This is a genomic window from Streptomyces sp. NPDC093064 (assembly GCF_044754605.1).
In the GTDB taxonomy this organism is placed as follows: Bacteria; Actinomycetota; Actinomycetes; order Streptomycetales; family Streptomycetaceae; genus Streptomyces.
In genome coordinates this window covers 37,833-62,673 of record NZ_JBIVPK010000033.1, presented here as the reverse complement: position 1 = coordinate 62,673, position 24,841 = coordinate 37,833, and the positions used below count along the sequence as shown (strand labels likewise).

Sequence of the window (24,841 nt, the reverse complement as noted above, 5' to 3'; positions counted from 1 at the left end):
CCGACTCCACGGCGTCGGGGATCAATGGATCCGTGGCTGGCACTGAGATTGATCTTGAGTCACCTTCGTGCTCTCTCAGCTGGTGTGGAGGATCCGAAAGCGATCGGGTTCCGCCGGATCTCGATCAACGACTTGGATGGGCGTCCCAGCCCATTGCCACACGCTGATGCCCGGCGTGCGGGAGAACTGAATCTGCCCGCGGGTGCCTTCGACTGCAACGTGCGGCCAGGATTCGGCAGTGCGCGCCCGGTCCGTGCCGTGAGAACGCAGCACGTCGGCGAGGACGGCGATCGTGTCGTAGCCCTCGAAGGCGACGAAGGAGGGCGCTTCGGCCAGCCGTTCACGCAGGGCCGTCTCGACCCGTGCACCGAGCGGTCTGAGGCGCTCGGGCAGATAGCGCAGGAACGGGATCGCGGCGCCGTCGTCACCCAGCAGCGTCGCCCATTCGGTGAACTCCGGTTGCCCGGCCGGGGCGCCGATCATGATCTCGGCGAGGCGCTGGTCGCGGCGGACGGACTTGACGATCGACACGGCCGGCTCCGGGTGGCCGACCAGAAGAAGGAGGGCTGTCGCGCGATTGCCGGCGAGTTCGTCGCACACGTCCGCGGGGGCGAGCGCGCTCAGGTCGAGTTCGATGACGGTGCCCCCGCGCGGAGCGAGGTAGTCCCGCAGAATGCGGGTCCCGGATGCCCAGTAGACACTCGACTGGGCTGCTACCGCGATTCGACTGTGGCCCGTGCTGAGGAGGAAGTCCGCGTAGATCTGCCAGCCGCGGGACTGCTCCGGGGCCAGGCGCGCGACCCATTGCGTCGGCTGTTCGGTGAGCGCGTCGAGAACCGCTGACGAGCAGAGGAACGGCAGGCCGAGTGCGTCGGCCCTGGCGGCAGCGGCTCGAGCGACGACGCTGTGATATTCCCCCGCCAAGGCAGCCACGCCCAGGCGAGCCAATTCCTCTACGGCCGCCGCGGCCCTCTGCGGATCGGCCGCAGTGTCTCGGACCACCAACTCCAGTGGTCTTCCGACGATCCCGCCTGCGTCATTGACTTCGCGAACGGCCAACTCGAGTCCAGCGAGCAAGTGCCGGCCTGCCCCGACCCAGCCAGGCCGAGTGAGCGGAACGAGAGCGCCGATCCGCACGGATGATCCGTCAGTCCGCTCCGCTCCAGGTGGCGAAGGTGGCGTATTCATGCGCTGACGTCTCCCAAGTGACGATTCGGGCGATTCGGCTGCAGTGTGTCCGGATCGCAGAGTGGCAAGGCCCGGTAGTACGCGTTCATCTCATCTCGCCGTGGCGGGCGCACCTGGGTGACCATGCCGGACATTGCATCCACCACCAGCGCCGACAGGCAACCGATTATGCGTTCGTTGAGCTGTCGGGATCAAGGGACCTTGACGGGCTCAAGCGGTCAGTGCGTCACCGCTGTTCAGGCGGCCGACGGCGGATTGCGGCCTCGATGTGGGCGAGTTGGGCGGCGAGGATCTCGTCGAACGCGGCGCGGCGGCCTGCCCCGAGAGGGCGGACGCTCGCGGGCGAAGTGGGCCAGGGCGGGGGAAGCGTTCGGGGTCGACGCCCAGTACCGCAACCCGGCGGGTACCCGATGCATCGGGACCCGACGTGCGACTGAGGGGCGGCCGCACGCGGAGCACCCCGAAGTGCCCCTTGCCCTCAACGGGCTTGCCGGGCCGCTGACTTGCCGCACGCAGTTCGGCCCGTCACCTAAGCCGGCCTCCTGATGCTGCCTCGGGTCGGCGGCCGGGCTTACCGCGATCCCGTGCCACCCGCACGTCGGACCTGAACATCTGACGAACAGTCGGAGACCATCGCCGCCCGACCCACCGAATCGCTCGGCGGGTCCGTACTGTCGACCTCGTGGGATGGCTCGAAATCACCTTCACGGCCGCCGGCCTGGTGCTTGGCGTCGTCTCCATCGTCACGCCGTTCATCGCCGACCGGCGGGCCCGGCGCAGTAGACGCATCGGCTTCCGCAAGCAGATGGACATCGCGATAGGCCACAACGGCCAGGCAGGCGGGGTGGACCCGCGCCTCGGCCTCTTCAACGACCTGCCCACGATGCGCGATGCCACCCTCGTCCTGCTGCGCATCGAGAACGACGGATCGCGGCACGTCGAAGAATCCGACTACATCGACCCTTCGGCACAGTACGGGCTCACTGCGGAGTTCCCGGGGCGGCGTATTCAGGCGCAGGACGTCACGCTGCCCGATGAACATGCCAACCTGATGGGCTACTTCGAGAACCAGCCCGGCCTGTTCGTCGCAGGCCCGAGCACCCTGCGCATCCCGCGCGTCCCGCTCAAGCCGGGTGCCTACTACAAGATCCTGGTGCTCCTGACGGGCGGCGAGGAGGGCGCTCCGGTCGTCGTCACCGGCGACATCAAGGACGGCACGCTCCACGAGAACCACAGCCTGACGCCCGATGAGAAGCCACCGGCGTTCAGCAAGCAGGCCCGCTGGACCACCGTCGTCCTCGGCCTTGCGCTGATCGCGGCGGCCACCCTGCCGCTTGTTGTGCCGGGCCCGCTGCCCGACGACTGCGAGACGGGCAGCCTCAGGCTCACGGGTTCGACGGCGTTCGCACCGGTGATGAACGAGTTGGCGCAGAAGTACCGGGGCCACTGCGGCGGAAAGCCGGACATCACGGTCGCCACCTACGGCAGCCGCACCGGAGTACGTGAACTTGCCCTGTCCGGGGGCCGGCACCGGCAGGGTGCGCCGGTGATCGCCTTCTCGGACGGCCCGCGCCCGGCGAGCTACACCCAGCTCAGCGAGAGCCGCATCGCGGTCTCCCTGTTCACGCTGGTCGTGCACGACGACGTGCACCTGACGAACTTGTCCGTGGCCGACGTACGCCGTATCTACCGGGGCGAGATCCGCAACTGGTCGCAGCTCGACGGCCCCGATCTGCCCGTCATCCTGGTCAGCCGCACCTCTGGCTCCGGCACCCGCTCCGCCCTGATCGGCCGCGTCCTCGGCGGCGCAGACGAACCGCCGGCGTCATCGGACGACTGCGTCAACCGCACGGTTCGCAGCACGCCGGTGCTGCGCTGCGAGCTCGACTCGACGGAGCAGGTCCTCGCCACCGTGGCCCGCACACCGGGCGCGATCGGCTACAGCGAGCTGCGCGCCGCCTCCGCTCCAGAGCGGCCGAAGGGGTTGCACCGTCTCAATCTGGACGGGCACGCCCCCGACCTGGACCGCCTCGAGTCGAGCGGCTACCCGTACCGCGAAATCGAGTACGCGTACACCTACGGCCATCCCCCCGCCGATTCGCTGGCCTCCAGCTTCCTCGCATACGCCGTCGACAACGGAACCGGCAAGGGCGTGGTCGCCACCCACGGCCATCTCCCGTGTGGAACACCCGTGGGACTGCGGGTCTGCGGCGCGGCCGACTGAACCTCGCGCACTGCCTCCGCGAACCTGTAGAGAAAGCAGTCGTTTCGCTACCTGGTCTCGTTGAACGATCTGTAGTGCTGCCGGCGGCTCCGCCGGATGCCCAGAGGACCCGGGTTGGGCTCGATGCGTTGGAAGGACCAATCCGAACCCGGGGCAGATCTGTGCCGTAGCGCGGCGTCAGCAGCGAGCAACAGCCAAGCTGACGACGTAGCGCTCCTCGACCGTCCCGCTGGGGAAGGTTTCAATCAGGAGGTCGCGCTCAGCGGCCAGGAACGCCTTGGTGGCCTTCTGTCCGAGGACCAGGAAGTCGGAGTAGCTGGCGAGGTTCGCGAGGTGTGTATCGAGCGGGACGCTCCGGACCCACGTCACCTGGCGGGTGGTGAACTTGAGATCGGGGGGTAGGCTGCGGAATCGGGCCATTGGATCGGGTTCGCTGTCGTCGGCACCAAAGAGGCGGCGGAGACGGGCATCCTGGTCGGCAATCCAGGAGACCGTGTTGTCCGAGTCGTTCCACCAAAGGGCGAGTGCACCCCCGCAGCGAAGTACTCGGAGGGCTTCCGGGACGGATTTGCGTTGGTCGGTCCAGTGCCAGGCTTGGGCGTAGGTGAGGATGTCGAGGGAGGCGGACGCAAGCGGCAGGTTGTTGCCGTCCCCGAGCACGAGAGGGATCTCGGGCAGCCTGAGGCGGAACTGACGAGCCATTCCGGGACCGGGCTCCACCGCGATGACGTGTGCACCACGGTCATGGAGGAGGGCGGTCGCCAGTCCGGTGCCGGCGCCGATGTCTGCTATGCGTGCTCCCGTTAAGGGGCGGTGGGCGAGTTCTTCGACCGCTTCGAGCAAAGCAGGCGGATAGGAAGGGCGGTTTGCGGCATAGCTGGCTGCGGCCTCGTCGAAGGAACGGGCCTGAGAGGTGATCGTCATGCGACCATCCTCGGTGAAGAAGGTGCCTGGCGCAGTGCTTTGCCGCCGTGGGACGCTGGCGCGCCTGCGGCATCCCGGCGTTGGAAAAGCGCACCGCCCACGTCACCCACGAAGGCCTCGGCTGTTGCTGTCTGGGGCGGCCCTGAAGCCACGATCGGGGGAACTGCGGGCAAGCTCGGTGGCGATCGGGCGCCACGCAGCCGAACGGCCCGCGATCATCTCACCTGTTCAGGGGCCGTTCCTGCAGCTCATGGAGCGGAGGTGGTGGGATTTGAACCGGCGGTGACATCGCTGCCAGGGCGGGAGGAAAGGAAGGACAGGACACCGCCCGAGATAATCAGGGCCATCGCTGTGAAGAACACCACCTCGCCCATCAGGGAAGAGTGGAGAACCCTGAACGTCAGGAAGCTGACGAACAGTCCGGCGTCACCAAGCAGCGTCCCGTAGCCCCACAGCCGGGGACGGAACATACGACGCCGCAGCCATGGCAACACCCACCCCGTACGGATCGCCACGACGGCGAGTACCGCCGAGCCTGCCACAAGCACCCCGGCCACGCTGAGCAGCAGGTATTCCAACATCCCTCGCGCCTCCTCTACATGGCGTCCCCACGCCACACACCGCCGATCATGACACTCGCGGGATGCAGGAGCCACCGCCCGCTGGTTGGTCACTTCGCTTGGGCGAGCAAGACCGCGTCGGGGCCGGCCGGGAACCGGAGTTGGCCGGTCGTGTCGTGCGCGGCTCGCCACACCGCCTCGGCGACGTCGCTTTCCTTGGTGAACAGGTCCTGGCCCGTGAAGTGGTCCATGGCCTTCTTCGCCCACGGTGCGTAGGGCGCCGGGACCAGTTCGTCCAGCGAACCGCCGTTCGTCGCCCTGGCTGCGAAGTTCGTCGTCAGGCAGGCGCCCGGCTCGACCGTCTTCGCCAGCACACCGAACGGTGCGAGTTCGAGCGCGAGGGAAGCGGTGAATCCCTCGACGGCCATCTTGCTCGCCTTGTAGACGGCTGAGAGCGGCATGTGTCCCAGCACCACGCTGGAGGTCACGTTGACCACCACGCCGGAGCCGCGCTCGCGGAACTGGGGCAGCACCGCCTGAGTCGTCGCCATCACGCCGAAGGTGTTGGTCTCGAAGACCTCCCGCACGCGGGCCATGGGTGTGCCCTCGAACACGCTGATTGAGGGGACGCCCGCGTTGTTGACCAGGACGTCGATGGGCCCCGCTGCCTCGAAGGCGGCGGTGATGCTCTCGGGCTTGGTCACGTCGAGCTCGACGACGCGGAGCCGCTTCGACTCGGGAAGGGCGTCCGGACGCGGGGTGCGCATCGTGGCGATGACGTTCCAGCCCTGGGTGTGGAAGTGGAGGGCGGTCTCCCGCCCGTATCCGGAGGAGGCACCAGTGATCAGCACTGTCTTCATGATGTGGTCCTTGCGATGTCGAGGGATCCGCGGATGGGCAGGCATTTTCCTGCCCCGCAGGAGAAACGGTGATCCCATTGAATCGCTCTGACCTGCTGAAACAGTAGAGCTTTCCTCGCTTTCTCTTGCACGATCCTCTACTGCGGTCCAGTTCAGGTCAGAACACCCAGTGGGGTGCCTACGGTGTTCCGCAGGCGGGCCGCGTCCCGGCTCGGCGGTGCGCCGAACTGGCGGCGGTACTCCCGGCTGAACTGCGACGGGTTGTCATAGCCGACGCGCTGGCCGACCCCGGTCACGTCGTTCGGGTGGGTGGCGAGCAGCAGCCGGGCCTCCTGCAGCCGGATCTGCTTCTGGAACTGGATGGGGCTCATCGCGGTCACCGCCTGGAAGTTGCGGTAGAAGGCGGAGACACTCATGCCGGACATGCGCGCCACGTCCTCGACCCGGAACGGCTGCGCGTAGTGCTCGCGGATCCAGCGCACGGCCCGCGAGACATGGCTGAGGCCGCTGTCGGCCAGGCCGAGTTGGCGAACCGTCGCGCCCTGCTCGCCGGTGATCACACGCCACAGGATTTCGCGCTTGACCAGCGGCGCCAGCACGGCCCGGTCGCGGGGCTCGTCGAGCAGGCGCAGCAGCCGGACCACCGCGTCGAGCAGCGGGGGCGTGGCGTCGCTGACGGCGATTCCCGACGGAACGCCTCCGCCGGCGTGGGGGATGTCTCCGGGACCGGCCTGCAGCAGCAGCTCGGCGACGGCGGACGGTTCCAGCACGAGACCGAAGCCGAGGGCCGGCTGTTCGGGTTCGGCCCGGGTGAACTGTCCCGTGACAGGCAGGTCGACGGATGCGACCAGGTACTGCCCGGGGCCGTACTCATAGACCCGGTCGCCCAGCGCGAGGCGTTTGGCGCCCTGGGCGATGACCGCGAGCACCATGCCGGACATGGAGGGCGCCGGTGGATCCGACCGGTCGACCTTGGAGATGAGGACGCCGTCGATGACGGTGGTCCAGCCGGGGCGTGCATGGCGGGCCAGCAGGGGGCGGAGCTCGTCGAGGTACATGCGTCCATTGCAGCACCACTCCGCACCTGGACTCTCGTGATCGCGGGGATTGTGCAAGTCGGAGCGACCATCGTTCTAACATTTCCGCAGGTCATCTCGGTTGAATGGGTTCTGCTTCACTCCATCACCGAGAAGAAGGCATCCATGATCGCCACCTATGGCTTCAACGCCACCCTGACCGCCAGGCTCGGAATGGGCGACGGGCTGGTCGACCTGCTGCTCACCGGCCTGAACGAGGGCAGCCCCGGCGCGAGCGAACACTGCGTGGACTACCTCGTCTCTCGTTCTGCGTCCGATCCCGACGTCGTCCACGTCACCGAGGGCTGGACCAGTGAGGAGGATCACCACCGGCTCTTCGCCGGTGAGGCCGCCCAGGCCCTCGTGGCGCAGATCGGCGGACTGCTGGCCAAGGAGCCCGAGTACACCGACTACGTCCCGGTCCGCGGCAAGGCCGCCTTCTGAAGCTCCCGGAAGGAATCCCGGCATGCTGCCTCGGCATCCGCCGGTACGACCCCTTCTCGACCTTCCGCCCAGCACGACCCCGCGAAAGGCAACGATCATGACCACGGCACGACCCAACCTGGACCCCGAACTGCGCGAGCTCCTGGCCGACATGCCCCTCATGTCCCAGCTCACCCCGGAGATCCTCGCGCAACTGCGTCAGCTCCCCTCGACACCCATCGAGCCCCTCCTCGCACAACGGCGGGTCGACCGGCGCGAGATCACCGTGCCGGCCAAGGACGGTGCCCAGATCCGCTTGTCGGTCTTCAGCCCCGCGCACGCCGATGGCACCGCCGCCGTCGCACCCTGCATCTACTGGATCCACGGTGGCGGGATGGTCATGGGCGACCGCTTCTCGCAACTCGACATCCCGCTGGAGTGGCTGGACGAGTTCGGCGCGGTCGTCGTCTCCGTGGACTACCGGCTCGCGCCGGAGGCCACCGGTACCACCCTCGTCGACGACTGCTACGAGGGACTGCTCTGGACCGCCGAACACGCCGCCGAACTGGGCATCGACCCGGCCCGGATCATCGTCGCGGGCGCCAGCGCGGGCGGTGGCCTCGCCGCCGGCCTTACCCTGATGGCACGCGACCTCGGCGCCCCGTCCATCGCCGCGCAGGTGCTGATCTGCCCCATGCTCGACCACCGCAACACCAGCACCTCCAGCCGCCAGTACTCCGGCGTGCCAGGCATCTGGACCGGCGAGATGAACGCGTTCGGATGGCACGCCGTCCTCGGCGATCTCACCGACAACGAGGTGCCCGCGTACGTCTCGCCCACGCTGGCCGACGATCTCTCGGGCCTGCCGACCACTTACATCGACACCGGCTCCGCCGAAGTCTTCCGAGATGAGGACACCGACTACGCCACCCGTATCTGGGCGGCCGGCGGCCAGGCCGAACTCCACGTCTGGGCAGGTGGCTTCCATGGCTTCGACGCCCTCTACCCCCACGCACACATCTCGGCCACAGCCCGTCGAACCCGCACCGACTGGCTCGCCAGGCTCCTGTCCCCGAACTGAGCCGCATCGATGCCGACGCCTCAGGCGGCGAGCAGACCAGGTCGCTGCGCGTCTACTGGCTTGGTGCGTTGTGGCTTGAGAGGTCAGGAGAGGCGCGTCAGGATGGCGCGGCAGTCGCGCTGCAACTCCTCGTCGTTGGCGATGCTTTGGAAGCGACCGCTGCGGCGGGGCAGTGCGAGTTCCGCCCGGAGGCGGGGCAGGGTCGGAGCGGCGGCCGGTCCCATACGGTTCAGGCAGGCCAGGACGTGGTTCGAGGTCGCGTCGTTCTCCTCCCACGCGGTCAGCAGTGTCGGCACGACCACACCGGCCTCTGCCTCGCCTCCGATATTCCACAGCGCCGCCGCTGCGAAGGCGCGGGTCCACTCGTATCCGGCGTCCAGCATCTGCCGCAGGCGCGGCAGCACGGCCTTGGCCTCCGGGCCGATCCGGCCGAGGACATCGGCCGCCTCGTGATGCCGGTAGCTGTCGAGTAGGTCTTCCAGCAATGGCATGACGGCGGCCGGGTCGCGTTCGAGCTCCCACACAGCGGCCGTGGCAGCCGCGCGGAGGTCCACGTCCTCCGCCGCGTTGGTCAGCGGTCGGACCACCTCGAGAGCCGGTGCGGCCCGGGTGCCGAAGGAAGCGAGCGCCTCCAGGGCGGAGGTGGCGGTGCGCCATTGCTCGTGCCGGACTGCGGTGCTGACGGCGTCGGTGAGCTGGGGAATGGCGGCGGGGTCGCCAAGTGCGGCAAGGGCGGACATCAGGGCGGCGGTGCTCATGTCGGGCCACTGCCCCGAGAAGTCGGCCTTGGCAAGACGTCGGGACAGCCGGGGCACCAGGTCGGCTGCGGCCGCGCGCAGATGACGGGAGACCTGCACAGCACGCCAGGCGTCGACATCGGTGTCCAGCGCCGTAAGCATGCTGGGCAGGGCTCGTACGTCCGCGAGGCGGGCCAGCGCCATGACGGCTTCCTGGTGGGCGCGGCGCAGCAACGGCTTCGGTGTCGCCCATACGTCAGGTCCGTGTGCGGTGACGTACGCGGCGAGGGCTTCGCGCGCCGGCTCTGAGACCGGCACGAGGGACCCGAGGCCCTCGCCCGCCGCGGCGGAGGTGTACGGGTCCTCGGGCAGCAGGCACTCCGCGAGGAGCAGAACGAGGTCGGTGTGGTCGCCCCGCCAGGAGGTGATCAGTTCCTGGGCCATGCGGATCGCGTCGTAGCGGGTGGCAGGGTCCGGGCTGCGGAGCTGTTCTGTGAGCAGGGCCGTGCGTTCGGACAGGCGCGCGCCCAGTATTGCGTGGAAGGGGCGCAGCAGAGGTGTAGTGGGTGCGTGGACACGGTTGGACCGTTCGAGGCCGGCGAACGCGGCGGCTATCTGGGGCGGGACGTCCTCGACCGCCGCGGACCCGGCATCGGCCGTGCACGCGCACGAACCGGAACCGGCCCGGCGTCCCTCGTCGCCGGCCCCCGGCGGCAGCGCGGGAGTGAGCTTGCGCAGCAGGCCGATCGCCGTGGTCACGGTACCTTCGGTGATGTGCGCGGGGGCACAGCGGGCACGGTGGACGAGCGCGGCGAGGCGGATGTCAGGGTTGCCCGTCGTCTCGCCGGCCAAGGTGTCCAGCAGCGCCGTGACGGAGGCACGCGCGGCGGGCAGCCGCAGCGCCAGGTCGGCCATCGTCTGGACGACCAGCAGCCGCTCCGCGATCCCGTTCTCGACCGGCAACCGGTCCCGCAGTGTCGCCACCGCTCTGTCGGCGTCGTCCACGAAGAGGCCGAGCCCCTCGATCGCCGCCCTCCGCACTTGCGGATCCGGGTCCGAGGCGTAGGCGAAGAAGGAGTCGGCGTGCTCGCGCATCAGTGCGGCGCTGTCCGCGCCGGCCGTCGACTCGGTGCCGTCCGGCGCGACGTGGATGCCTTCGCCGCGGTCGAGGGCTTCGCGGCCGATGCTGAGCAACAGTTCGACGATCGAGGCACGGTCAGGAGCCGTGAGGTCGTCGGCCATGTCGAACAAGAACGGCAGACTGGCCGCCGTACACGGATACACGTCCCCCTGGTGATGGGCCGCACTGTAGAAGTCGCCGAGCGCCTTCTTCCGCACCTCGGGGTCGGGCGAGTTCATCGCCCGCAGCCACACTGGAACATCGACGGCCGGACCGTAGGCATGGCTCATCGATGACCAGTCGACGCTGTTCAAGTCGTTGATCATGCGCGCACTATGCCGGAGGGCACTGACACCGCGTCCGTTGCCGCCTCCCAAGACACCGAACGTAGACCCGGGCGCCGCTACCCTGCGGGCCATCCATAGCGCTCGCCTGGGCCGAATTGAGTACGGAAACAGTGTTTGTGCTGATGGATCTCATCGAGACTGCAGTGGACGCTCGTGGGAGGGGAATGGCTCCGCTGAGGAGGCGTTTCTGCGGATTTCGTTGTTCGGTGGCCGATTCTTCGATGAGATCAGTAGATGTCTAGACGGCAATGTGCGATATCGCTACCTTCGGCGGTATGGTCTCGAAACCTCTCCCGCCCCGACTCCCCGTCACCGACCGCACCCGGCATCGGCGCCTACGTGAACAGGCCAGCCTGGAGCGGACCGATCTGGAGGCGGTTCTCGACGCCGGGTTCATCTGTCACATGGGGGTGGTGATCGAAGGGCGGCCACTTGTCCTACCCACCGTGTACGGGCGGGACGAGCAGTGGCTGTATCTGCACGGGTCCGTGGCCAGTCGCAGCCTGACCGGCGATCTCCCCGTCTGCGTCACCGTCACACACGTCGACGGGCTGGTGCTCGCTCGGTCCGTCTTCGAGCATGGTGTGAACTACCGCAGCGCCGTGATCCACGGCGACGCCCGCAAGGTCACCGACCCCGAGGAAAAACTAGCGGGACTGCGCCGGCTCACCGAGCACTCGGCTCCTGGCCAGTGGTCCTACGCCCGCCGCCCGAACCGCAAAGAACTCGCCGCCACCACCCTGCTCGCCCTCTCCCTGGAGGAAGCCTCCGTCAAGATCCGTACCGGCGCACCCGAGGACGGTGACGGGCCCGATGCGGGACTCGGGCTGTGGGCCGGGATCCTGCCCCTGACTGCTGTATGGGGCGAGCCCGTCCCCGATCCAGCACTGCCTACCGGCACCCCCATACCGGGGCACATCGCATGCCGGGAGGGAACCCGGCTCGGCTGAGTGGGTACGGTGACGCCTTTCGGGGAGGGCGGGAGTCAGGGGCAGTGAGCCTCATCCGTTCTTATTCACAGTGAAGTTGTGGCCGGCCGTTCGTGCACTGGCACCCGCCGGGGCGGCCGAGCGCGCACTCCCGCCCTGGCCCACCGGCGAAGGCAGCAAGGCTCCAACTCGGCGATCTGAGTGGCAACGACACCGCCTCAGGGGTGGTCCGGCACCACCCCGGCAGGTACCGACCGGCTGTGGCAGGTCTACCTGCGGCGCTCCGGCATCGAGCACACCTTCCACGGTCAGGAATCCCAGCCATGCCTGACGCGTTGCTCGGCGAAGGCGACTGCGTCCTGATGACCGAAGAGCCCCGGCAGGCCTCCCGTGTGGATGAACACGGTCTTCTCACCGGGCTTGATGTCCCCGTCCTGGACGGCGGAGACGAGCCCCGCCATGGCGCGGCCGGTGTAGACGGGGTCGAGGATGAGTCCTTCGGTGCGCGCTGCCAGCAACAGCGCAGCAGCCACTTGGTCGGTGAATACTCCGTAGCCCTTGCCGACTTGGTCGTGACGGATTCTGAGGTCTTCGGTGGTCGGGGCGGTCACCGAGATGGGGGCGGCGAATTCGCACACAGCGGCCGCGACTTCGGCGCGGGCACCGGTGTCGACGCCGAGAACACGTTCCGCGCCGAGTCCTGCGACAAGGCCGGCCATCGTGCCTCCGGATCCCAGAGCCACCACGGCATGGCGCAGATCGGCGACTTGTGCCATGAGTTCCTCCGCACAGCGCAGGTAGCCGCGCGCGGCGAGCGGGCTCGAGCCCCCGAAGGGAATGAGAGCGGGCCGCTCGCCTTGACGCCGCAGTCGCTCGGTCACCGCTATGGCTTCCTGCGCCAGACGGTCGGCGTCGCCAGCCCAGACAATACGCGCATCCAACAGACCGTCCAGTACCAGGTTGCCCGAGTGCGACGCTCCGGGGGAACCCGGGAAGACCAGCACGGCGTTCATGCCGAGGCGAGCGGCTGCCGCAGCCGTGAGGCGGGCGTGATTGCTCTGCGGGGCGCCGGTGGTCACCAGTGTGGTGGCCCCCTCTGCGAGAGCCGCGCCCACGGTCCATTCGAGTTTGCGGATCTTGTTTCCGCCGCCGCCGAGTCCGGTCAGATCATCACGCTTGACCCACAGATCGTCGGGCTGGAGGCCAACGGCGGCGGCCAGGCGGGGGAGTGGCTCGATAGGAGTGGGGAAGGTACCGAGGTCAACATGACGAGGTGGCAGGGTGGTCACTCTGTGTCCTTAATGTTCACGGTGTGCTTCTGGCGTGCTGGACGGCGGACGTTCCACTGACAGACTGCCTTCTGCCCGGCGATGCTGCTCGCGTGTCATGGCTGCATGACGGCGGTGTGACATCGTCTTTGGTCCGCCGCGGGAAGCTCGGCAGGATCAGGCAAGAGGTCGGGAGGATCCTGCTTTCCCGCCAGGGCATCGGATTGGTTGCCTTGAGGTGTCACATTCCGTGTGGGGACTACGGGCTCCACGTGTGCAGGAGGCACATCATGAAGGTAGCCGTCGTCACCGGCGCCAGCTCCGGTATCGGTCAGAGCGCGTCCATCCAGATCGCCAAGCGCGGGGTCGGCGTCATCCTGACGTACAGCTCCAACGAGCAGGGAGCCAAGAGCACTGTCGCGCACATCCAACAACTGGGCGGCACCGCCGTGGCGCTGCCCCTAGACGTCGGCGACACAGCGGGTTTCGCGGCCTTCCGCGACTCTGTGGCCGATGCCCTGCGCGAGACCTGGCAGCGGGAGTCGTTCGACCACCTCGTCAACAACGCGGGCTTCGCCGGCATGGCGATGATCGAGGACACCAGTGAGGAGCTGTTCGACAAGCTGACCAGTGGCCTGTTCAAAGGCCCCTTCTTCCTCACTCGGACCTTGCTGCCGCTGCTGGCCGACGGCGGTGCGATCGTCAACGTCACCAGCAGCTCCACGCTGCCCACCGCGACCACACCCGGCTACTCGGTCTACGCGTCGGTGAAGGGCGCCGTGGTGGTGCTGACCCGCTACATGGCCAAGGAATTCAGCGCCCGGCGCATCCGCGTGAACTCCGTCGCCCCTGGCGCCACCAGGACCCGTTTCGCCGATGACGCGTTCGCCAGGAACCCGGAGATCATCCCCGAGTTGGCGAGCACCTTCGCGCTCGGCCGGGTCGGGGAACCCGATGACATCGGGATGGTGATCGCCACCCTGGTGTCTGAAGAGGGACGATGGATCACCGGACAGAACATCGAAGTGTCCGGCGGCCAGAACCTCTGACATCGCCCCACGGGTGCATACAGCGCAGGCCGGTCGTTGCGATCCTGGCTCGTGAGGCCCGGCCATCCGGCGGCCGCTTAGGATCGGCCCCATGATCGCTGACTTGCAGTGTGTGGTGCTGGACTGTTCTGATCCGACGGAACTCGCCGAGTTCTACCAGTCGTTGCTCGGTGGGACCGTCAACCAGCAAGATCGGCGATGGGCCCTCGGCGAAGGCTGGGCGACCTTGCACGCGCCGTCCGGTCTCGTCCTCGCTTTTCAGCGGGCAGCGGACTATCAGCCGCCCCGATGGCTTGATGCGTCTCGACCTCAGCAGTTCCATCTGGACTTCGGCGTTGCGGACTTGGACCGGGCCCAAGCGCAGGTGCTGTCGTTGGGGGCGAGGCTGCTGGACGCCGGTTCCGGCGGGCGAAGCTGGCGAATCTACGCCGACCCGGCAGGGCATCCGTTCTGCCTGGTCCGGCACTGAGGACCGATGGCCGTTGCAGGAGCCTGGTCCTTCGGACAGGCCCCGGGTGCATCGGGGCGCATCGTCGTCACGATGGGTAACCAACGCGGCCGCCGACTCGCAGGCTGTCGCGCTCAATCCGATCTGCCGGCCTTGGTCGCCCACATCTCGCCGCCGGGCTCTGAGGTGTCCCCAGTGTCCAACCCCCCACCGCTCACGACGCGCGGCGGTGCGCGATCGTGGCGGCCGTACGTGCCATCACCGCCCTGTGACGCCCTGCGTGCCAGGGACGTGGGACGGGTGGCTCGGTCAGGCCGCTGCCAGGCGGTTGATGCCGGGGGTGTCCAGTACGCGGGCTGAGGTCGTGCCGGAACGTGCGACGACCAGCATGGCGCGGCCCAGGGCGTCGGTTGTCGTGACGTGGCGGGGGAGGGCGCGCCGCAGCAGCGGGTACAGCGCCGTGGTGAGGGGACACAGGGCGCGGTAGGCGGGGGTCCGAGACGTCGCTCCGTTCACGGGATGGATGTAACCGGGCCGGAACATGTAGGACGTCATGGGCAGGGCGAGGAGGTCGTTCTCCGCGCGGCCTTTGACGCGGGCCCACATCCGGCGGCTGGTGCCGGTGCTGTCGGTGCCCTCACCGGAGACGTACACGAAGGTCAGCGGCGGGCTCGCGGCGTTGAGCGCGCGGGCGGCGGCGAGCGTGTAGTCGTAGGTGACGCGGGTGTACTCCTCCTCGCCCAGGCCGACGGAGGAGACGCCGAGGCAGAACAAGCAGGCGTCCAGGTCCGACAGCTGGTCCTGGATCGCGGTGTAGTCGGTGAAGTCGCCATGGACGATCTGGCGCAGTTTCGGGTGGGTGACGGACAGCGGACGGCGGACCACGGCGAGGGCTTCGCTGACTTCGTCGTCGAGCAGGCAGGCGCGCAGCGCGCCGTGCCCGACCATTCCGGACGCTCCGAAGACGATGACGCGCACGGCTGCTCCAAGGTGGGTGGGGTCAGGACGAGGCGCGGGAGAGTGCCCCCGCGGTGAGTGTGGCCAGCATCTCCCGCAGCGCGGTCGCGAAGTCCATCTTGAAGGCGGCGAGCGAAGGGTCGGCCTCGTAGGCGGCGAGCATCGCCTTCGACGGTCGCGCATGCGTCCACACGGCACCGATCGCCATGATCACGGCCACGGTCAACTGCGGTGCGCTGTCGCCCAATTCAGGAAGGTGACGGCGGGCCAGGGTGGCGATTTCGGTGACATTCGCCACGGCTGCCCGCTTGTAGCGGGCGGCGACCTGCGGGGAGACGTTGTGTTCCAGCACCCCCGCCTGCGAGCTCAGCAGGTCGCACAGGACCCGGCGCTCGGCGAGGGAGTCGGTGACGGTGGCGGCGAACTGGTCCCCGCGCCGGCTCACCGGTGCGGTCGCGTCGATACCGGCGTCCAGGAGTGCGGGCAGGTCGGCCGTCCACTGCTGCCAGGCGCGGTCCAGCAGCTCCAGCAGGATCGCCTCGCGGGATTCGAAGTACCGCAGCACGTTGGACTTCGCCAGCCCGACGCGGCGGCTCAGCTCGTTCAGGCTGATGTCACCGACAGGCATCTCCTCGAGCATGGAGGCGGTGGTGTCGAGGACGGCCTGCCGCCGGATCTCCCGTTGTTCCTCACTGCGCGCGCGCTGGAAGTTCGTCATGCCCCCATATTACAGACTGCCGGTCTTTTGACATTAGACCGACGGTCCCTTACGTTGGCTACGAACATAACGGACCGCCGGTCTGAAAGGTGGGAGGGGGTGCGGTTCGCCGCCTCCACCGCGCAGCCGGCGTCAGTTCCCGCGTCACGACACGAAATGAGCATCCTCATGTCCAAGGTCTGGTTCGTTACCGGAAGCTCCCGCGGCCTGGGCCGCGCCATCGTCACCGCCGCGCTGCAGGAAGGTGACCGCGTGGTGGCCACGGCCCGCAAGCCGGCCCTCCTCGACGACCTCGTCGCCGAGTACGGCGACCGTGTGCACCCGGTCGGCCTCGACGTCACCGACGACGGCGCCGTCCGCGACGCCGTCCGTGAGGGCCTGGAGGTCTACGGTCGCTATGACGTCGTCGTCAACAACGCAGGCTACGGTGATCTCGCCTCCGTCGAGGACACTACGATCGACGCCTTCCGCGCACAGATCGACACCAATTTCTATGGGGTCGTCCATGTCAGCAAGGCGGTGACGCCGATCCTGCGCCGGCAGGGCCACGGGCACATCCTGCAGGTCTCCTCGCTCGGCGGCAGGATCACCACCGCAGGTCTGACCGCCTACCAGAGCGCCAAGTGGGCCGTGGGCGGATTCTCTCTCGGCCTCGCCCAAGAGGTCGCACCCTTCGGCGTCAAGGTCACCGTCCTGGAGCCAGGCGCCATGCGCACCGACTGGGCCGGCTCCTCCATGACCATCCCGCCCATCAGTGAGCCGTACCAGCAGACCGTGGGCGCCTTCGCCGACATGTTCAAGAACATGGACCCCGAGGTCGCGGCGGCGAACTCCGCAGACCCCGCTCAGGTGGCGCGCATCATCGTCGACCTCGCCGGACGTGACGACGCTCCCACCCGACTCCTCCTCGGCCGCGACGCGGTGCGCTACTGGCAGGAAGCCTCGAAGGCGCTTGCCGAATCCGACGAGTTGTGGCGCCCGGTCTCCGAGTCCGCTTGGGCCTAGGGTCCGTGCGGCGGGTCATGTGACTGGTTTGGGCCGGGGTCGTTGCGCCCGTCGTAGGTCGGGGAGATCCGACGAGCGACGAGTGGACCCGGCTGAAGCCGCACTTGCCCAAGACGGGTCGGCGGGGCGGGCGTTGAAAGACCAACCGCAGGGTGATCGACGCGATCCTCCCCATCCCCGAGCCGAGGGAGCAGCGGGCCAACCGCAAGCGCCGGGGCAGCAAAGGCGGTCGGCCCGCCGGCTTCGACAAGACGATCTACAAGCGTAGGAGCCAGGTCGAGCGGACGACCAACAGGCTCAAGAACTTCCCGGCACCGTGGCCACGAGGTACGTCAAGCGGGCCTACGTCTCCCACGGCACCGTCACCGTCGCCGCGATCTGGCTCTGGCTTCGTCCATGATCCGCCGGATGGAACCGGGCGGTGAGGCGCTCGAAAACCAGTGGAGCAGCGCCGCTGTGCGCCATTACCGTGCTGCCGAACCGAGTCGTCTAGTCAAGGACATGCCGTTGTACACCCTGTGAGACCTCCCAAGCGCTGATTTGTCGCGCGTCGCGCATGTGCGCCGCGCTGCTTTTTGCTGCGGACTTCTCACTGAAACCGGTGTACTTCTGTGCTCAATAACTGGGTGGTCGTGCCCACCTGCCTGCCGCTCGTTCGCCGCCGTTGCCACGCGTGCGCGTCCGAGCGCTTCCGGGCAAGCGGTAAATTTCGCGTCAACGCAAACCACAAGCTCATCGACGCCTGGCTCCTCGTGCTCTGCACCGCTTGCGGGGAAACTGCAAAGCTCACGGTCCTGGAGCGGATGAATGTGCGTTCCGTACGACCTGAGTTGCTGGACCGGCTGCATGACAACGACCCTGACCTGACAGCCGAGCTGCTCCAGGATCCGGTCGTGCAGCGCCGTAATCGCATCGCTCTCGACTGGGACAACGCCTGGCGCCTCGACACCGGCGGATCGGATCACCTGGACTGCGAGGTGATCGACGTCTCGGTCCGCTTTGCGGCGCGGATCCCTGTCCGGCCGGTGCGCCTGATCGCTGAAGGCTGCGGCCTTTCGCGGACCGAGGCCGAGAGACTGATCACGGAGGGGAAACTCGTTTCGGCAGTCCGGCTGAGCGGCAAGCTCTCCGGCGACTTCACCTTCACGCTCAAGCGCTGAGCCCTCCTCGGGACCACGGGCCTGTCCGGCATGGTCCGCCGGACAGGCCCTAGATGGATCTTCGTGGCCATCCCGCCACGGGACCGGTCGATGGCGTGTGTGCCTGGTTTTCCGGCCGGGGCCCCCTTTTTACGGACCCCGGCCGCGGGCTGGTGAGCCCACACGATCGTGGAGTCCACCACCACTGTGTATGGCGCGTCGAACTGACCTCGAACCCAACGTGCACGGACGATAGTCAGCTCATCCTGATGCGGATGGCTGTACGGCCGCTGGCCCAACCGCCGTTCCCGCTCGAAGGGTTCGGCACCTTCTGACCGCCCCGGAAGGGGAGACGCACACATGCCACGACACACCAACTCGCGCGGACCCGGCCCGATTCGACGCCTGCAACAACCTCGGCGACTGGGCCTCGGACTGCCGCGGCCGGATGGAAACACTGAGCATGCCGGTTCGGCCGGACGGCGAATGGAGATCATCCCCCAGTGCCAGCCTTGCGGCGAGCTCAGCGCCAACCGCATCGTCGACGACGACAATGCATTGGCCCTGGTCCGTCTCGCGCTCAGGCCGCTGAAGAACGCCGGTATCGCAGACCACGCGCTGCTCGCCCTGTGACCATGGCAAGGGAAGCCGGGGGAGGGCCACGCCAGCCCCTGGCTCCCTCACGGCCGGCTTCGGGGCGGCCCCTCGCCGAGACGACCGCACTGACCACCGCTCTGTACCAGCACCGCTAGGAGACAGACCATGCTCACCACTGTCGGCCAGTTCAACGCCACCACCGACAAGGCCGCAAACCTCGAGGCCGTCGCAGTCCTGATCGGGCAGGCGGCCGCCCAGGGATCGCGGCTTGTCGTACTGCCCGAGAACGCCATGTACTTCAACCCTGACCCTGAGGCGGACATCGTCCCGCACGCCGAGCGGATCGACGGCCCGTTCGCCACCGCGATCGGCACGCTGGCCAGTCGGCACAGCATCACCGTCGTGGCGGGCATGACCGAGACACCGGCAGCTCAGGGCGAACGGCCCAGCAACACCGTCCTCGCGGTGGACCAGAAGGGCGATCCGCTCGGGGTGTACCGCAAGGTCCACCTCTACGACGCCTTCGGGTACCGCGAGTCGGACCACGTTCAGGCCCATACGCCCTCGCCCTTGCTCTTCACCCTGGAGGGGGTCACCTTCGGGGTCATGACCTGCTACGACCTCCGGTTCCCGGAGATGGCCCGGTTCCTGATCGACGCGGGTGTCACGGCCCTGGTCGTCCCCGCCGCCTGGGTGGTCGGCCCGGCCAAGGAGGACCACTGGACCACGCTGGTCCGCGCCCGGGCGATCGAGAACACCGCCTACGTCCTGGCCTGCGGTCAGACCGGCCCCAACTGCACGGGCCAGAGCCTCATCGTGGATCCGATGGGCCATGTGGCGGCATCGGCGGGCGAGGCTCCCGGGGTGGCGTCCGCCGTCGTCGACGCGGCGCGGGTGGAGGCTGTCCGCGCCAAAAACCCCAGCCTGGCGAACCGGAGGTTCCGGGTCGTCTTCGGCTGAGGGGTCGGCCGAGCGAGGCGGACGGTATCGAAGAACCCGTACCGGCTCTCGACGTACTCCTGATCGCTCACGCCACTTGCTTCACCGTCCGACACCGCGGACGCGCCGCATCTCGGCGGTGGAGGCTGTAGGGACGGCGCTGTGGCTGCGTCCGCCGCCCGGCCCGGGGTTTCGGACGCCGGCCGTGAGCAGGTGGCCTCGGCCTGGGCGTATCGCTGGTCGGTCGGCGAACAGGACCCACGGCCCGCGCGGGACAACGGCACTGTCCTGGCCTTCGGCCGCCCATGTCGGCTCCGCGCCCCGCCCTTGACCGTCGGGCGGCAGCCTAGCCCTTCGAGTCCGGCTTCCAGTCCTGGGCGAGGAGTCCGAGCAGTACCTCGTCCAGGAACTCGCCCATCACCCAGGCCGAGGAGCGCAGCACGCCCTCACGGACGAAGCCGTTGCGCTCGGCGGAGCGCAGCATCGCGGTGTTGTCCGACAGCGTCTCGATCTGCAGCCGCTGCAGGCCGCGCACGATGAAACCGTAGTGGCACAGCGTCGCGACCACGTCGGTGCCGTAGCCCTTGCCGCGGGAGGACGGCAGCAGCCCCAGCCCGATGTGCGCGGACCGGTTGTGGTTGTCGATGCCCCACAGCGTCGCGGTGCCGACCAGCGTGCCGCCCTCCAGCTCGACCACGGAGAACGGGACGTGTCCCTGCTCCTTGTCGTCCACCACGAGCCGCGGATCCTTCGAGCCGGGCGTGATCGGCCGCCAGGGCCCGCCTTCGGCTCGCGAGGCGTTGACCACGTCGTCGTAGAGCTCGGCCCGCAGGATTGGGATGTCGTCCTCGTGCCGGGCCCTGAGTCCGACCTTGCTGCCCTTTAGCATGCGATCTTCCTATCCGACCGGGCTGGCCGGCGGCAAACCAATATGCGGTCGCCTCAGTTGGTGTGGTGGCGGTCGCAGACGCGAGCGCGCCGACCCTCGTCTCCCGCCCGGCAACTGGGGCGGGTCGAGCGGGACCCGCAACGGTGTCGCCTTGAAGCCAGGCGGACACTTCATCACCGCAACACACGTCGGCGACGAAGACGCGGTGCGCACCGAGGCCTACGGATGTGTACCCGTTCGCTGGACGACACACAAATGGCGGCCGGAACAACTCGTGGACCTGATCGAGCAGGCTGGACTGCGCCCGGTCGCCGAACTCCGGCTCCCCGCAGACGAGCAAAGCGGGCCGGGTCTGGTCGTCATGGCCAAGCAAACCGGCTGAGGATCAGGCGTCGGAAGCGGCACAGGTTCTCGTGCCGACCGGATCAATAGCCTGTTACGAGGCTCCCGCGTCGGCAGTCAACGATCCTTATCCGCACTGAAACGATCGTTTGTACGACGGACGTCGCCCGCGTAGGCTGCACGCCACACCACAACTGATGAGAACCGGGAGAGCACCGGTGAAGCCCATGTCATCCCTCCCCGAGACGCTTCAGCGATTAGACGCGCTCATCGATAATCAGCAGCTGAACCGTGCGGAACTCCTCGACCCGCGCCTGCTGGCAGAGAAGACGGCCCTGCCGGAAAGCACCGTCCGCACGCTCCTCGCCGGCGGAACACCACCCCGAGAGGAGGTCGGTGAACGGGTCTGCGCACGTGTGAAAACCCTCGCCGACGCCTACCTGGCCCGGACAGGGAGACGAAAGCCGGAATTGGTCGCCGCCGTGCACCGGCAGTGCGGCATCTCCGAGGTCTGGGCCCGACAGATCATCGACGGCAAGAAGGTTCCCTCCGTCGAACTCCTCCACGGCCTGGTGAAGTTCTTCGACCTCAAGGACGCGAGAGAAGCGTTCTTCACCGACGAGTCCCCCGACGCCCTCAACCGGGCACTGCTGCCGATCCTGGACAAGTACGAGAACCCCGAACAGGACCCCGTCCAGGCCCTGCTGAAGAAGTACGGCGTGGTCGCCACGGACATGCGCCACCACGGAAGCCTGACCGCCGAGCAGCTCGAGACGCTCCTTGCCGGCGTCATCAAGTCCGTCATGCCCCCACAGGAGGACAACGGCCGATGAGTACCCGCGCCATGAAGTCTCTGCTCACCGCCCTCGGCAGGGAAGCCTCCAAGGCCATCCAGCGGCCGGACGAACCGAGGGCCGTCATGAACGCGTTCTGCCAGGCCATGAGCGCACGCACGGGCCGCCCCATCCAACTGGCCTTCCGCGCGTTCCCCGCAGACCTTCCCGTCCCGGTCTCCGGCATGAGGATCGACTTCGGCGAGCGCTCCGTCATCGTGGTCGAGCAGGGCATGCACCCCGAGGCCCAACTCGTCATCCTCGGGCACGAACTGTGGCACGAGGGGAACGGCGACTGCGGCCACCACGTCGCCGGCATGAACGCAGCGGCCCGCGCCACCACCAGCGAGGCGCCCGAAGCCGTACAGCGAGCGGTCGAGCAGATCCTCACCACGGAGGAAGTACCACGGGATGCCTTCCTGACCGTCGCAGCCCGATCCGACTCGGTCGACAGTCACGAAGTGGACGCCGAGACCTTCGGCCTGCTCTTCGGCCGCGAGGTCCGCACATGGGTGACCGGCCGGTACGCGGAGAGTCCGGTCAGCGCGACCACCGTGGAGGGCCGCCTGAATCTGTCCCTGCTGAACCGGGGCGGACGCCTTCTCTGATGAGTCCTCACTTCCACGTCCCGTACCTCCTCCCCACCGTTCTCCTCGCCATCGCGCTCGCCTTCAAGGCGCCGACCTTCTTCCGGGCCTGGCACGACCCCGATGTCAGGGCCACCACCCTGCTGCTGACCTGGGCCACGGCCGTCCTCATCGTGATCACCCCGATCAACATTCACCGGCTCAACGTGCTGACCGGCGTCCCGAACATCGCAGCGCCGTGGGCGTACTCGTTCCTCACCGCGTTCAACGCGACCGGCCTGACCATGATCATTCGATGGCGGGAAGCACCCTCCGAAGGCCGGCGGCGGCGGATGATCCGCATCTACTGGATCTACGCGGCCATCGGCGTCGGCCTCTGGGCGACGTTCCTCCTGGCCCACGCCCCCGAACCCCGCATCTACGACCTCGACACCTACTACGCCAGTACGCCATGGATGCGCGAGCACATCCTGCTGTACCTGCTCGCGCACATGGTGTCGTCCCTCGTCGCCACCTACATGCTGTGGCGGTGGCTGCCCGAAGTCACCAACCGGTGGCTGAAGACCGGCGTGATCTTCCTACAGCTCGGGTTCGCCTCCGGGCTGGCCTTCGACGTCACCAAGCTGATCGCGGTGGGCGCCCGCTGGTTCGGCGGCGACCTCGACCTTCTCAGCACCAAGGCCGCGCCCCCCTTCGCGTTGGTCGAGGCCATTCTGGTCGCCCTCGGGTTCATCGCGCCGCAGACCGGACCTGTCCTGCAACGGTGGAGCCGAGACCAACGTGACTACTGGCGGCTGCGGTCCCTGTGGCGCGTGGTCCGCGTCGTCAAACCCGCCGCGGTCGCCGCCCGGCTCGGCTTCTGGGCCCCGCTCGATCTGCGGCTGATGCAGCGCCAGCAGCGCATCCATGACGCGCTGCGCCTGCTCGCCCCTTACCTCGACCAGGGCCTCTACCGGCAGGCGTACGAGGCGGCCGCGGCCGCCCACGGCGCCGACGAGGCCCACGGGATCGCCGGGGCCGTCGCCATCCAGGCCGCGACCGACGCGTACCGCAACGAGACTCCCACCAGCAGCGGCCAACCCCAGCAGGCCGCGACCGACATCGCCGACCACATCGACGCCGTCTCCCGGGCCCTGTACCGCCCCCGCCTCATCGGCAGCATCCGCCAGCGGCTGACCAGCACAGAGAGCGTGACCGCACATGCCTGACATAGCTACCGGCAGACCCACCGCCATCGTCATCGGCGCCAGCGCCGCGGGCCTTTTCGCCGCCGCCGCACTCACCGAACACGCCGATGTCACCCTCCTCGAGCGCGACACCCTGCCCGACGGCCCCGAGCCCCGCCGCGGCGTTCCCCAAGCCCGGCATGCTCACCTGGTGTGGAGCGGCGGCGTACGCGCCTTCAACGACCTGGTGCCCGGCGTCGTGGACGGCGTCGTCGCCGAGGGCGGCCGCCTGGTCCACATCATGGGCGACATGGTCTCCCGTGCCCCCAACGAGGTGTGGTTCCGCCGTTTCACGTCGACGCACCACCGCAACCTCGTCAGCTCCCGCGACCTCCTCGACGCCGTACTGCGCCGGCACGTCCTCGCCGACGAGCGGATCACCCTCCGTCAGGACACCACCGCTCTCGCCCTCGTGGGCGACGCCGGCCGAGTCACCGGCGTCCAGGTCCGCACGGGCGACGACACGTCCGTCCTCACCGCCGACCTCGTCATCGACGCCTCCGGCCGCGGATCCCGCGCCCCCCAGTGGCTCGAGGACCTCGGCCTGCCCCGCGTCACCGAGCGGGAAGTCAACGCCGGCGTCGCCTACGCCACCCGCATCTACCGTGCGCCGGGCACCACCGCCGACGCAGACTTCCCCCTCGTCAACGTCCAGGCGAACCCGGCAAAGGCGCCCGGCCAGGGCGGAATCATCCTCCCCGTGGAGGGCGGCCGTTGGGTCGTCACGCTCTCCGGCACCCGCGGCGGGGAGCCCACCAGCGACCCCGATGCGTTCGTCGACTTCGCGCTCGGCCTGGGCGACCCCGTCATCGGAGAACTGCTCAAGACGGCCGAGCCGCTCGGCGACGTCGCCACCACACGCAGCACCGCCAACCACCGCCGTTACTACGAGAAACTCGCCCGCTGGCCCGACGGGTTCACCGTCCTCGGCGACGCCATCGCCGGATACAACCCCGTCTACGGCCACGGCCTGACCGTCGCCGCGCAGGGCGCCCTCGCCGTCCGCGACGTCCTGCGCACCACCCCGGTCACGGCTCCTGGGCTCGCGCGCCGTCTCCAGCGCGTCGCGGCCCGGCCCGTCGCCGCCGCCTGGGACCTGGCCGTCGGCCAGGACGCGTTCTACCCCGGCGCCAGCGCCACCCCGCCCACCGCCGTGGAGCGCTACCTCGCCGCGTTCGTCGACCGGGCAGTGGCCACCGGCGCCCGCAACCCGCGCGCGCTCGGCGCCCTCCTGGACGTGATGAGCATGGAGAAACCGGCAACCCGCCTGTTCTCCCCGGACATGCTCGTCCCGATGCTGCTCGGACCGAAGCGGCCGTTCCTGTCCAAGCCGCCCCTCACCGACGACGAGCGGGGGGCTGCCGCCAACCCCTAA

23 protein-coding genes and 5 pseudogenes are annotated in these 24,841 nt (G+C 68.5%); 17 read left to right on the top strand and 11 right to left on the bottom strand.

The window, feature by feature from the left end:
- Positions 1–75 precede the first annotated feature (75 nt).
- Together ACIQFZ_RS30355 and ACIQFZ_RS30350 are read right to left on the bottom strand one after the other, a co-directional pair.
- Complete coding sequence (locus ACIQFZ_RS30355) at positions 76–1,188, bottom strand: ABC transporter substrate-binding protein (protein ID WP_402692692.1); 1,113 nt, start codon at positions 1,186–1,188, stop codon at positions 76–78.
- 226 nt (positions 1,189–1,414) lie between these two features.
- Positions 1,415–1,587: pseudogene (locus ACIQFZ_RS30350) on the bottom strand (TetR/AcrR family transcriptional regulator); the annotation flags it as partial.
- A gap of 283 nt (positions 1,588–1,870) precedes the next feature.
- On the opposite strand from ACIQFZ_RS30350, the gene ACIQFZ_RS30345 reads away from it, so the two are divergent.
- On the top strand, positions 1,871–3,412 hold the full coding sequence (locus ACIQFZ_RS30345) for a substrate-binding domain-containing protein (protein ID WP_365422308.1): 1,542 nt from the start codon (positions 1,871–1,873) through the stop codon (positions 3,410–3,412).
- Between the two features lie 177 nt (positions 3,413–3,589).
- Here ACIQFZ_RS30345 and ACIQFZ_RS30340 read toward each other — a convergent pair whose 3' ends face one another.
- The 4 genes from ACIQFZ_RS30340 to ACIQFZ_RS30325 form a co-directional block, all read right to left on the bottom strand.
- Positions 3,590–4,336 carry a class I SAM-dependent methyltransferase gene (locus ACIQFZ_RS30340; protein ID WP_365422311.1) on the bottom strand — a complete coding sequence of 249 codons (747 nt, stop codon included), beginning with the start codon at positions 4,334–4,336 and terminating at the stop codon, positions 3,590–3,592.
- Between the two features lie 248 nt (positions 4,337–4,584).
- Positions 4,585–4,917, bottom strand: a complete 333-nt coding sequence (locus ACIQFZ_RS30335) for a hypothetical protein (RefSeq protein WP_383062376.1) — start codon at positions 4,915–4,917, stop codon at positions 4,585–4,587.
- An 89-nt stretch (positions 4,918–5,006) separates the two neighbouring features.
- Entirely contained in the window at positions 5,007–5,756 is a 750-nt protein-coding gene (locus ACIQFZ_RS30330) for an SDR family oxidoreductase (RefSeq protein WP_402692691.1), read from the bottom strand.
- Positions 5,757–5,908: 152 nt separating this feature from the next.
- Positions 5,909–6,814, bottom strand: a complete 906-nt coding sequence (locus tag ACIQFZ_RS30325) for an AraC family transcriptional regulator N-terminal domain-containing protein (RefSeq protein ID WP_402692690.1) — start codon at positions 6,812–6,814, stop codon at positions 5,909–5,911.
- Positions 6,815–6,958: 144 nt separating this feature from the next.
- On the opposite strand from ACIQFZ_RS30325, the gene ACIQFZ_RS30320 reads away from it, so the two are divergent.
- Positions 6,959–7,276, top strand: coding sequence for a putative quinol monooxygenase (locus ACIQFZ_RS30320; RefSeq protein ID WP_402692689.1), 318 nt, complete (start codon positions 6,959–6,961; stop codon positions 7,274–7,276).
- Between the two features lie 97 nt (positions 7,277–7,373).
- Entirely contained in the window at positions 7,374–8,336 is a 963-nt protein-coding gene (locus ACIQFZ_RS30315; RefSeq protein WP_402692688.1) for an alpha/beta hydrolase, read from the top strand.
- A gap of 83 nt (positions 8,337–8,419) precedes the next feature.
- On the opposite strand, the gene ACIQFZ_RS30310 is transcribed toward ACIQFZ_RS30315, so the two are convergent.
- Complete coding sequence (locus ACIQFZ_RS30310) at positions 8,420–10,519, bottom strand: HEAT repeat domain-containing protein (protein WP_402692687.1); 2,100 nt, start codon at positions 10,517–10,519, stop codon at positions 8,420–8,422.
- Positions 10,520–10,815: 296 nt separating this feature from the next.
- Between ACIQFZ_RS30310 and ACIQFZ_RS30305 the strand changes: the two genes are divergently transcribed.
- Positions 10,816–11,490: a pyridoxamine 5'-phosphate oxidase family protein gene (locus ACIQFZ_RS30305; protein ID WP_402692686.1), complete on the top strand. Its 675-nt coding sequence runs from the start codon at positions 10,816–10,818 to the stop codon at positions 11,488–11,490.
- A gap of 287 nt (positions 11,491–11,777) precedes the next feature.
- Here ACIQFZ_RS30305 and ACIQFZ_RS30300 read toward each other — a convergent pair whose 3' ends face one another.
- Positions 11,778–12,758: a D-cysteine desulfhydrase family protein gene (locus tag ACIQFZ_RS30300; RefSeq protein WP_365422331.1), complete on the bottom strand. Its 981-nt coding sequence runs from the start codon at positions 12,756–12,758 to the stop codon at positions 11,778–11,780.
- Positions 12,759–13,027: 269 nt separating this feature from the next.
- On the opposite strand from ACIQFZ_RS30300, the gene ACIQFZ_RS30295 reads away from it, so the two are divergent.
- Together ACIQFZ_RS30295 and ACIQFZ_RS30290 are read left to right on the top strand one after the other, a co-directional pair.
- The gene (locus ACIQFZ_RS30295) at positions 13,028–13,786 is read left to right on the top strand and encodes an SDR family NAD(P)-dependent oxidoreductase (protein ID WP_383061924.1); all 759 of its coding nucleotides are present in this window, start codon (positions 13,028–13,030) and stop codon (positions 13,784–13,786) included.
- Between the two features lie 91 nt (positions 13,787–13,877).
- A complete protein-coding gene (locus tag ACIQFZ_RS30290; protein WP_365422336.1) occupies positions 13,878–14,255 on the top strand; it encodes a VOC family protein in 378 nt (125 codons plus the stop codon).
- A 288-nt stretch (positions 14,256–14,543) separates the two neighbouring features.
- Here the strand turns inward: ACIQFZ_RS30290 and ACIQFZ_RS30285 are convergent, their stop codons facing one another.
- Positions 14,544–15,212 carry an NAD-dependent epimerase/dehydratase family protein gene (locus ACIQFZ_RS30285; protein WP_402692685.1) on the bottom strand — a complete coding sequence of 223 codons (669 nt, stop codon included), beginning with the start codon at positions 15,210–15,212 and terminating at the stop codon, positions 14,544–14,546.
- 22 nt (positions 15,213–15,234) lie between these two features.
- Positions 15,235–15,909 (bottom strand): TetR/AcrR family transcriptional regulator, encoded by a 675-nt coding sequence (locus tag ACIQFZ_RS30280; protein ID WP_365422341.1) that lies wholly within the window; start codon positions 15,907–15,909, stop codon positions 15,235–15,237.
- A 168-nt stretch (positions 15,910–16,077) separates the two neighbouring features.
- Between ACIQFZ_RS30280 and ACIQFZ_RS30275 the strand changes: the two genes are divergently transcribed.
- The 6 genes and pseudogenes from ACIQFZ_RS30275 (at position 16,078) to ACIQFZ_RS30250 (ending at position 19,610) form a co-directional block, all read left to right on the top strand.
- Positions 16,078–16,914 (top strand): SDR family NAD(P)-dependent oxidoreductase, encoded by an 837-nt coding sequence (locus ACIQFZ_RS30275; protein ID WP_365422344.1) that lies wholly within the window; start codon positions 16,078–16,080, stop codon positions 16,912–16,914.
- A gap of 173 nt (positions 16,915–17,087) precedes the next feature.
- A pseudogene (locus tag ACIQFZ_RS30270) lies at positions 17,088–17,314 on the top strand (IS5/IS1182 family transposase); the annotation flags it as partial.
- Between the two features lie 211 nt (positions 17,315–17,525).
- On the top strand, positions 17,526–18,074 hold the full coding sequence (locus ACIQFZ_RS30265) for a DUF1062 domain-containing protein (RefSeq protein ID WP_365422345.1): 549 nt from the start codon (positions 17,526–17,528) through the stop codon (positions 18,072–18,074).
- A gap of 173 nt (positions 18,075–18,247) precedes the next feature.
- Positions 18,248–18,388, top strand: a pseudogene (locus ACIQFZ_RS30260) (RNHCP domain protein); the annotation flags it as partial.
- A pseudogene (locus ACIQFZ_RS30255) lies at positions 18,385–18,686 on the top strand (RNHCP domain-containing protein). The pseudogenes ACIQFZ_RS30260 and ACIQFZ_RS30255, both read left to right, overlap by 4 nt.
- 129 nt (positions 18,687–18,815) lie before the next feature.
- Positions 18,816–19,610: a carbon-nitrogen hydrolase family protein gene (locus tag ACIQFZ_RS30250; protein ID WP_365424972.1), complete on the top strand. Its 795-nt coding sequence runs from the start codon at positions 18,816–18,818 to the stop codon at positions 19,608–19,610.
- A 325-nt stretch (positions 19,611–19,935) separates the two neighbouring features.
- Here the strand turns inward: ACIQFZ_RS30250 and ACIQFZ_RS30245 are convergent, their stop codons facing one another.
- Complete coding sequence (locus tag ACIQFZ_RS30245) at positions 19,936–20,478, bottom strand: GNAT family protein (RefSeq protein ID WP_365424970.1); 543 nt, start codon at positions 20,476–20,478, stop codon at positions 19,936–19,938.
- Positions 20,479–20,626: 148 nt separating this feature from the next.
- Here ACIQFZ_RS30245 and ACIQFZ_RS30240 point away from each other — a divergent pair.
- From ACIQFZ_RS30240 to ACIQFZ_RS30220, 5 genes and pseudogenes are all read left to right on the top strand, one after another.
- Positions 20,627–20,860: pseudogene (locus tag ACIQFZ_RS30240) on the top strand (SAM-dependent methyltransferase); the annotation flags it as partial.
- Between the two features lie 187 nt (positions 20,861–21,047).
- Positions 21,048–21,653: a hypothetical protein gene (locus ACIQFZ_RS30235; protein ID WP_365424968.1), complete on the top strand. Its 606-nt coding sequence runs from the start codon at positions 21,048–21,050 to the stop codon at positions 21,651–21,653.
- On the top strand, positions 21,650–22,261 hold the full coding sequence (locus tag ACIQFZ_RS30230) for a toxin (RefSeq protein WP_365424966.1): 612 nt from the start codon (positions 21,650–21,652) through the stop codon (positions 22,259–22,261). The genes ACIQFZ_RS30235 and ACIQFZ_RS30230 overlap by 4 nt, the downstream gene beginning before the upstream one ends.
- The gene (locus ACIQFZ_RS30225) at positions 22,261–23,448 is read left to right on the top strand and encodes an MAB_1171c family putative transporter (protein ID WP_376652957.1); all 1,188 of its coding nucleotides are present in this window, start codon (positions 22,261–22,263) and stop codon (positions 23,446–23,448) included. Before ACIQFZ_RS30230 ends, ACIQFZ_RS30225 begins: the two co-directional genes overlap by 1 nt.
- A complete protein-coding gene (locus ACIQFZ_RS30220) occupies positions 23,441–24,841 on the top strand; it encodes an NAD(P)/FAD-dependent oxidoreductase (RefSeq protein WP_402692684.1) in 1,401 nt (466 codons plus the stop codon). The genes ACIQFZ_RS30225 and ACIQFZ_RS30220 overlap by 8 nt, the downstream gene beginning before the upstream one ends.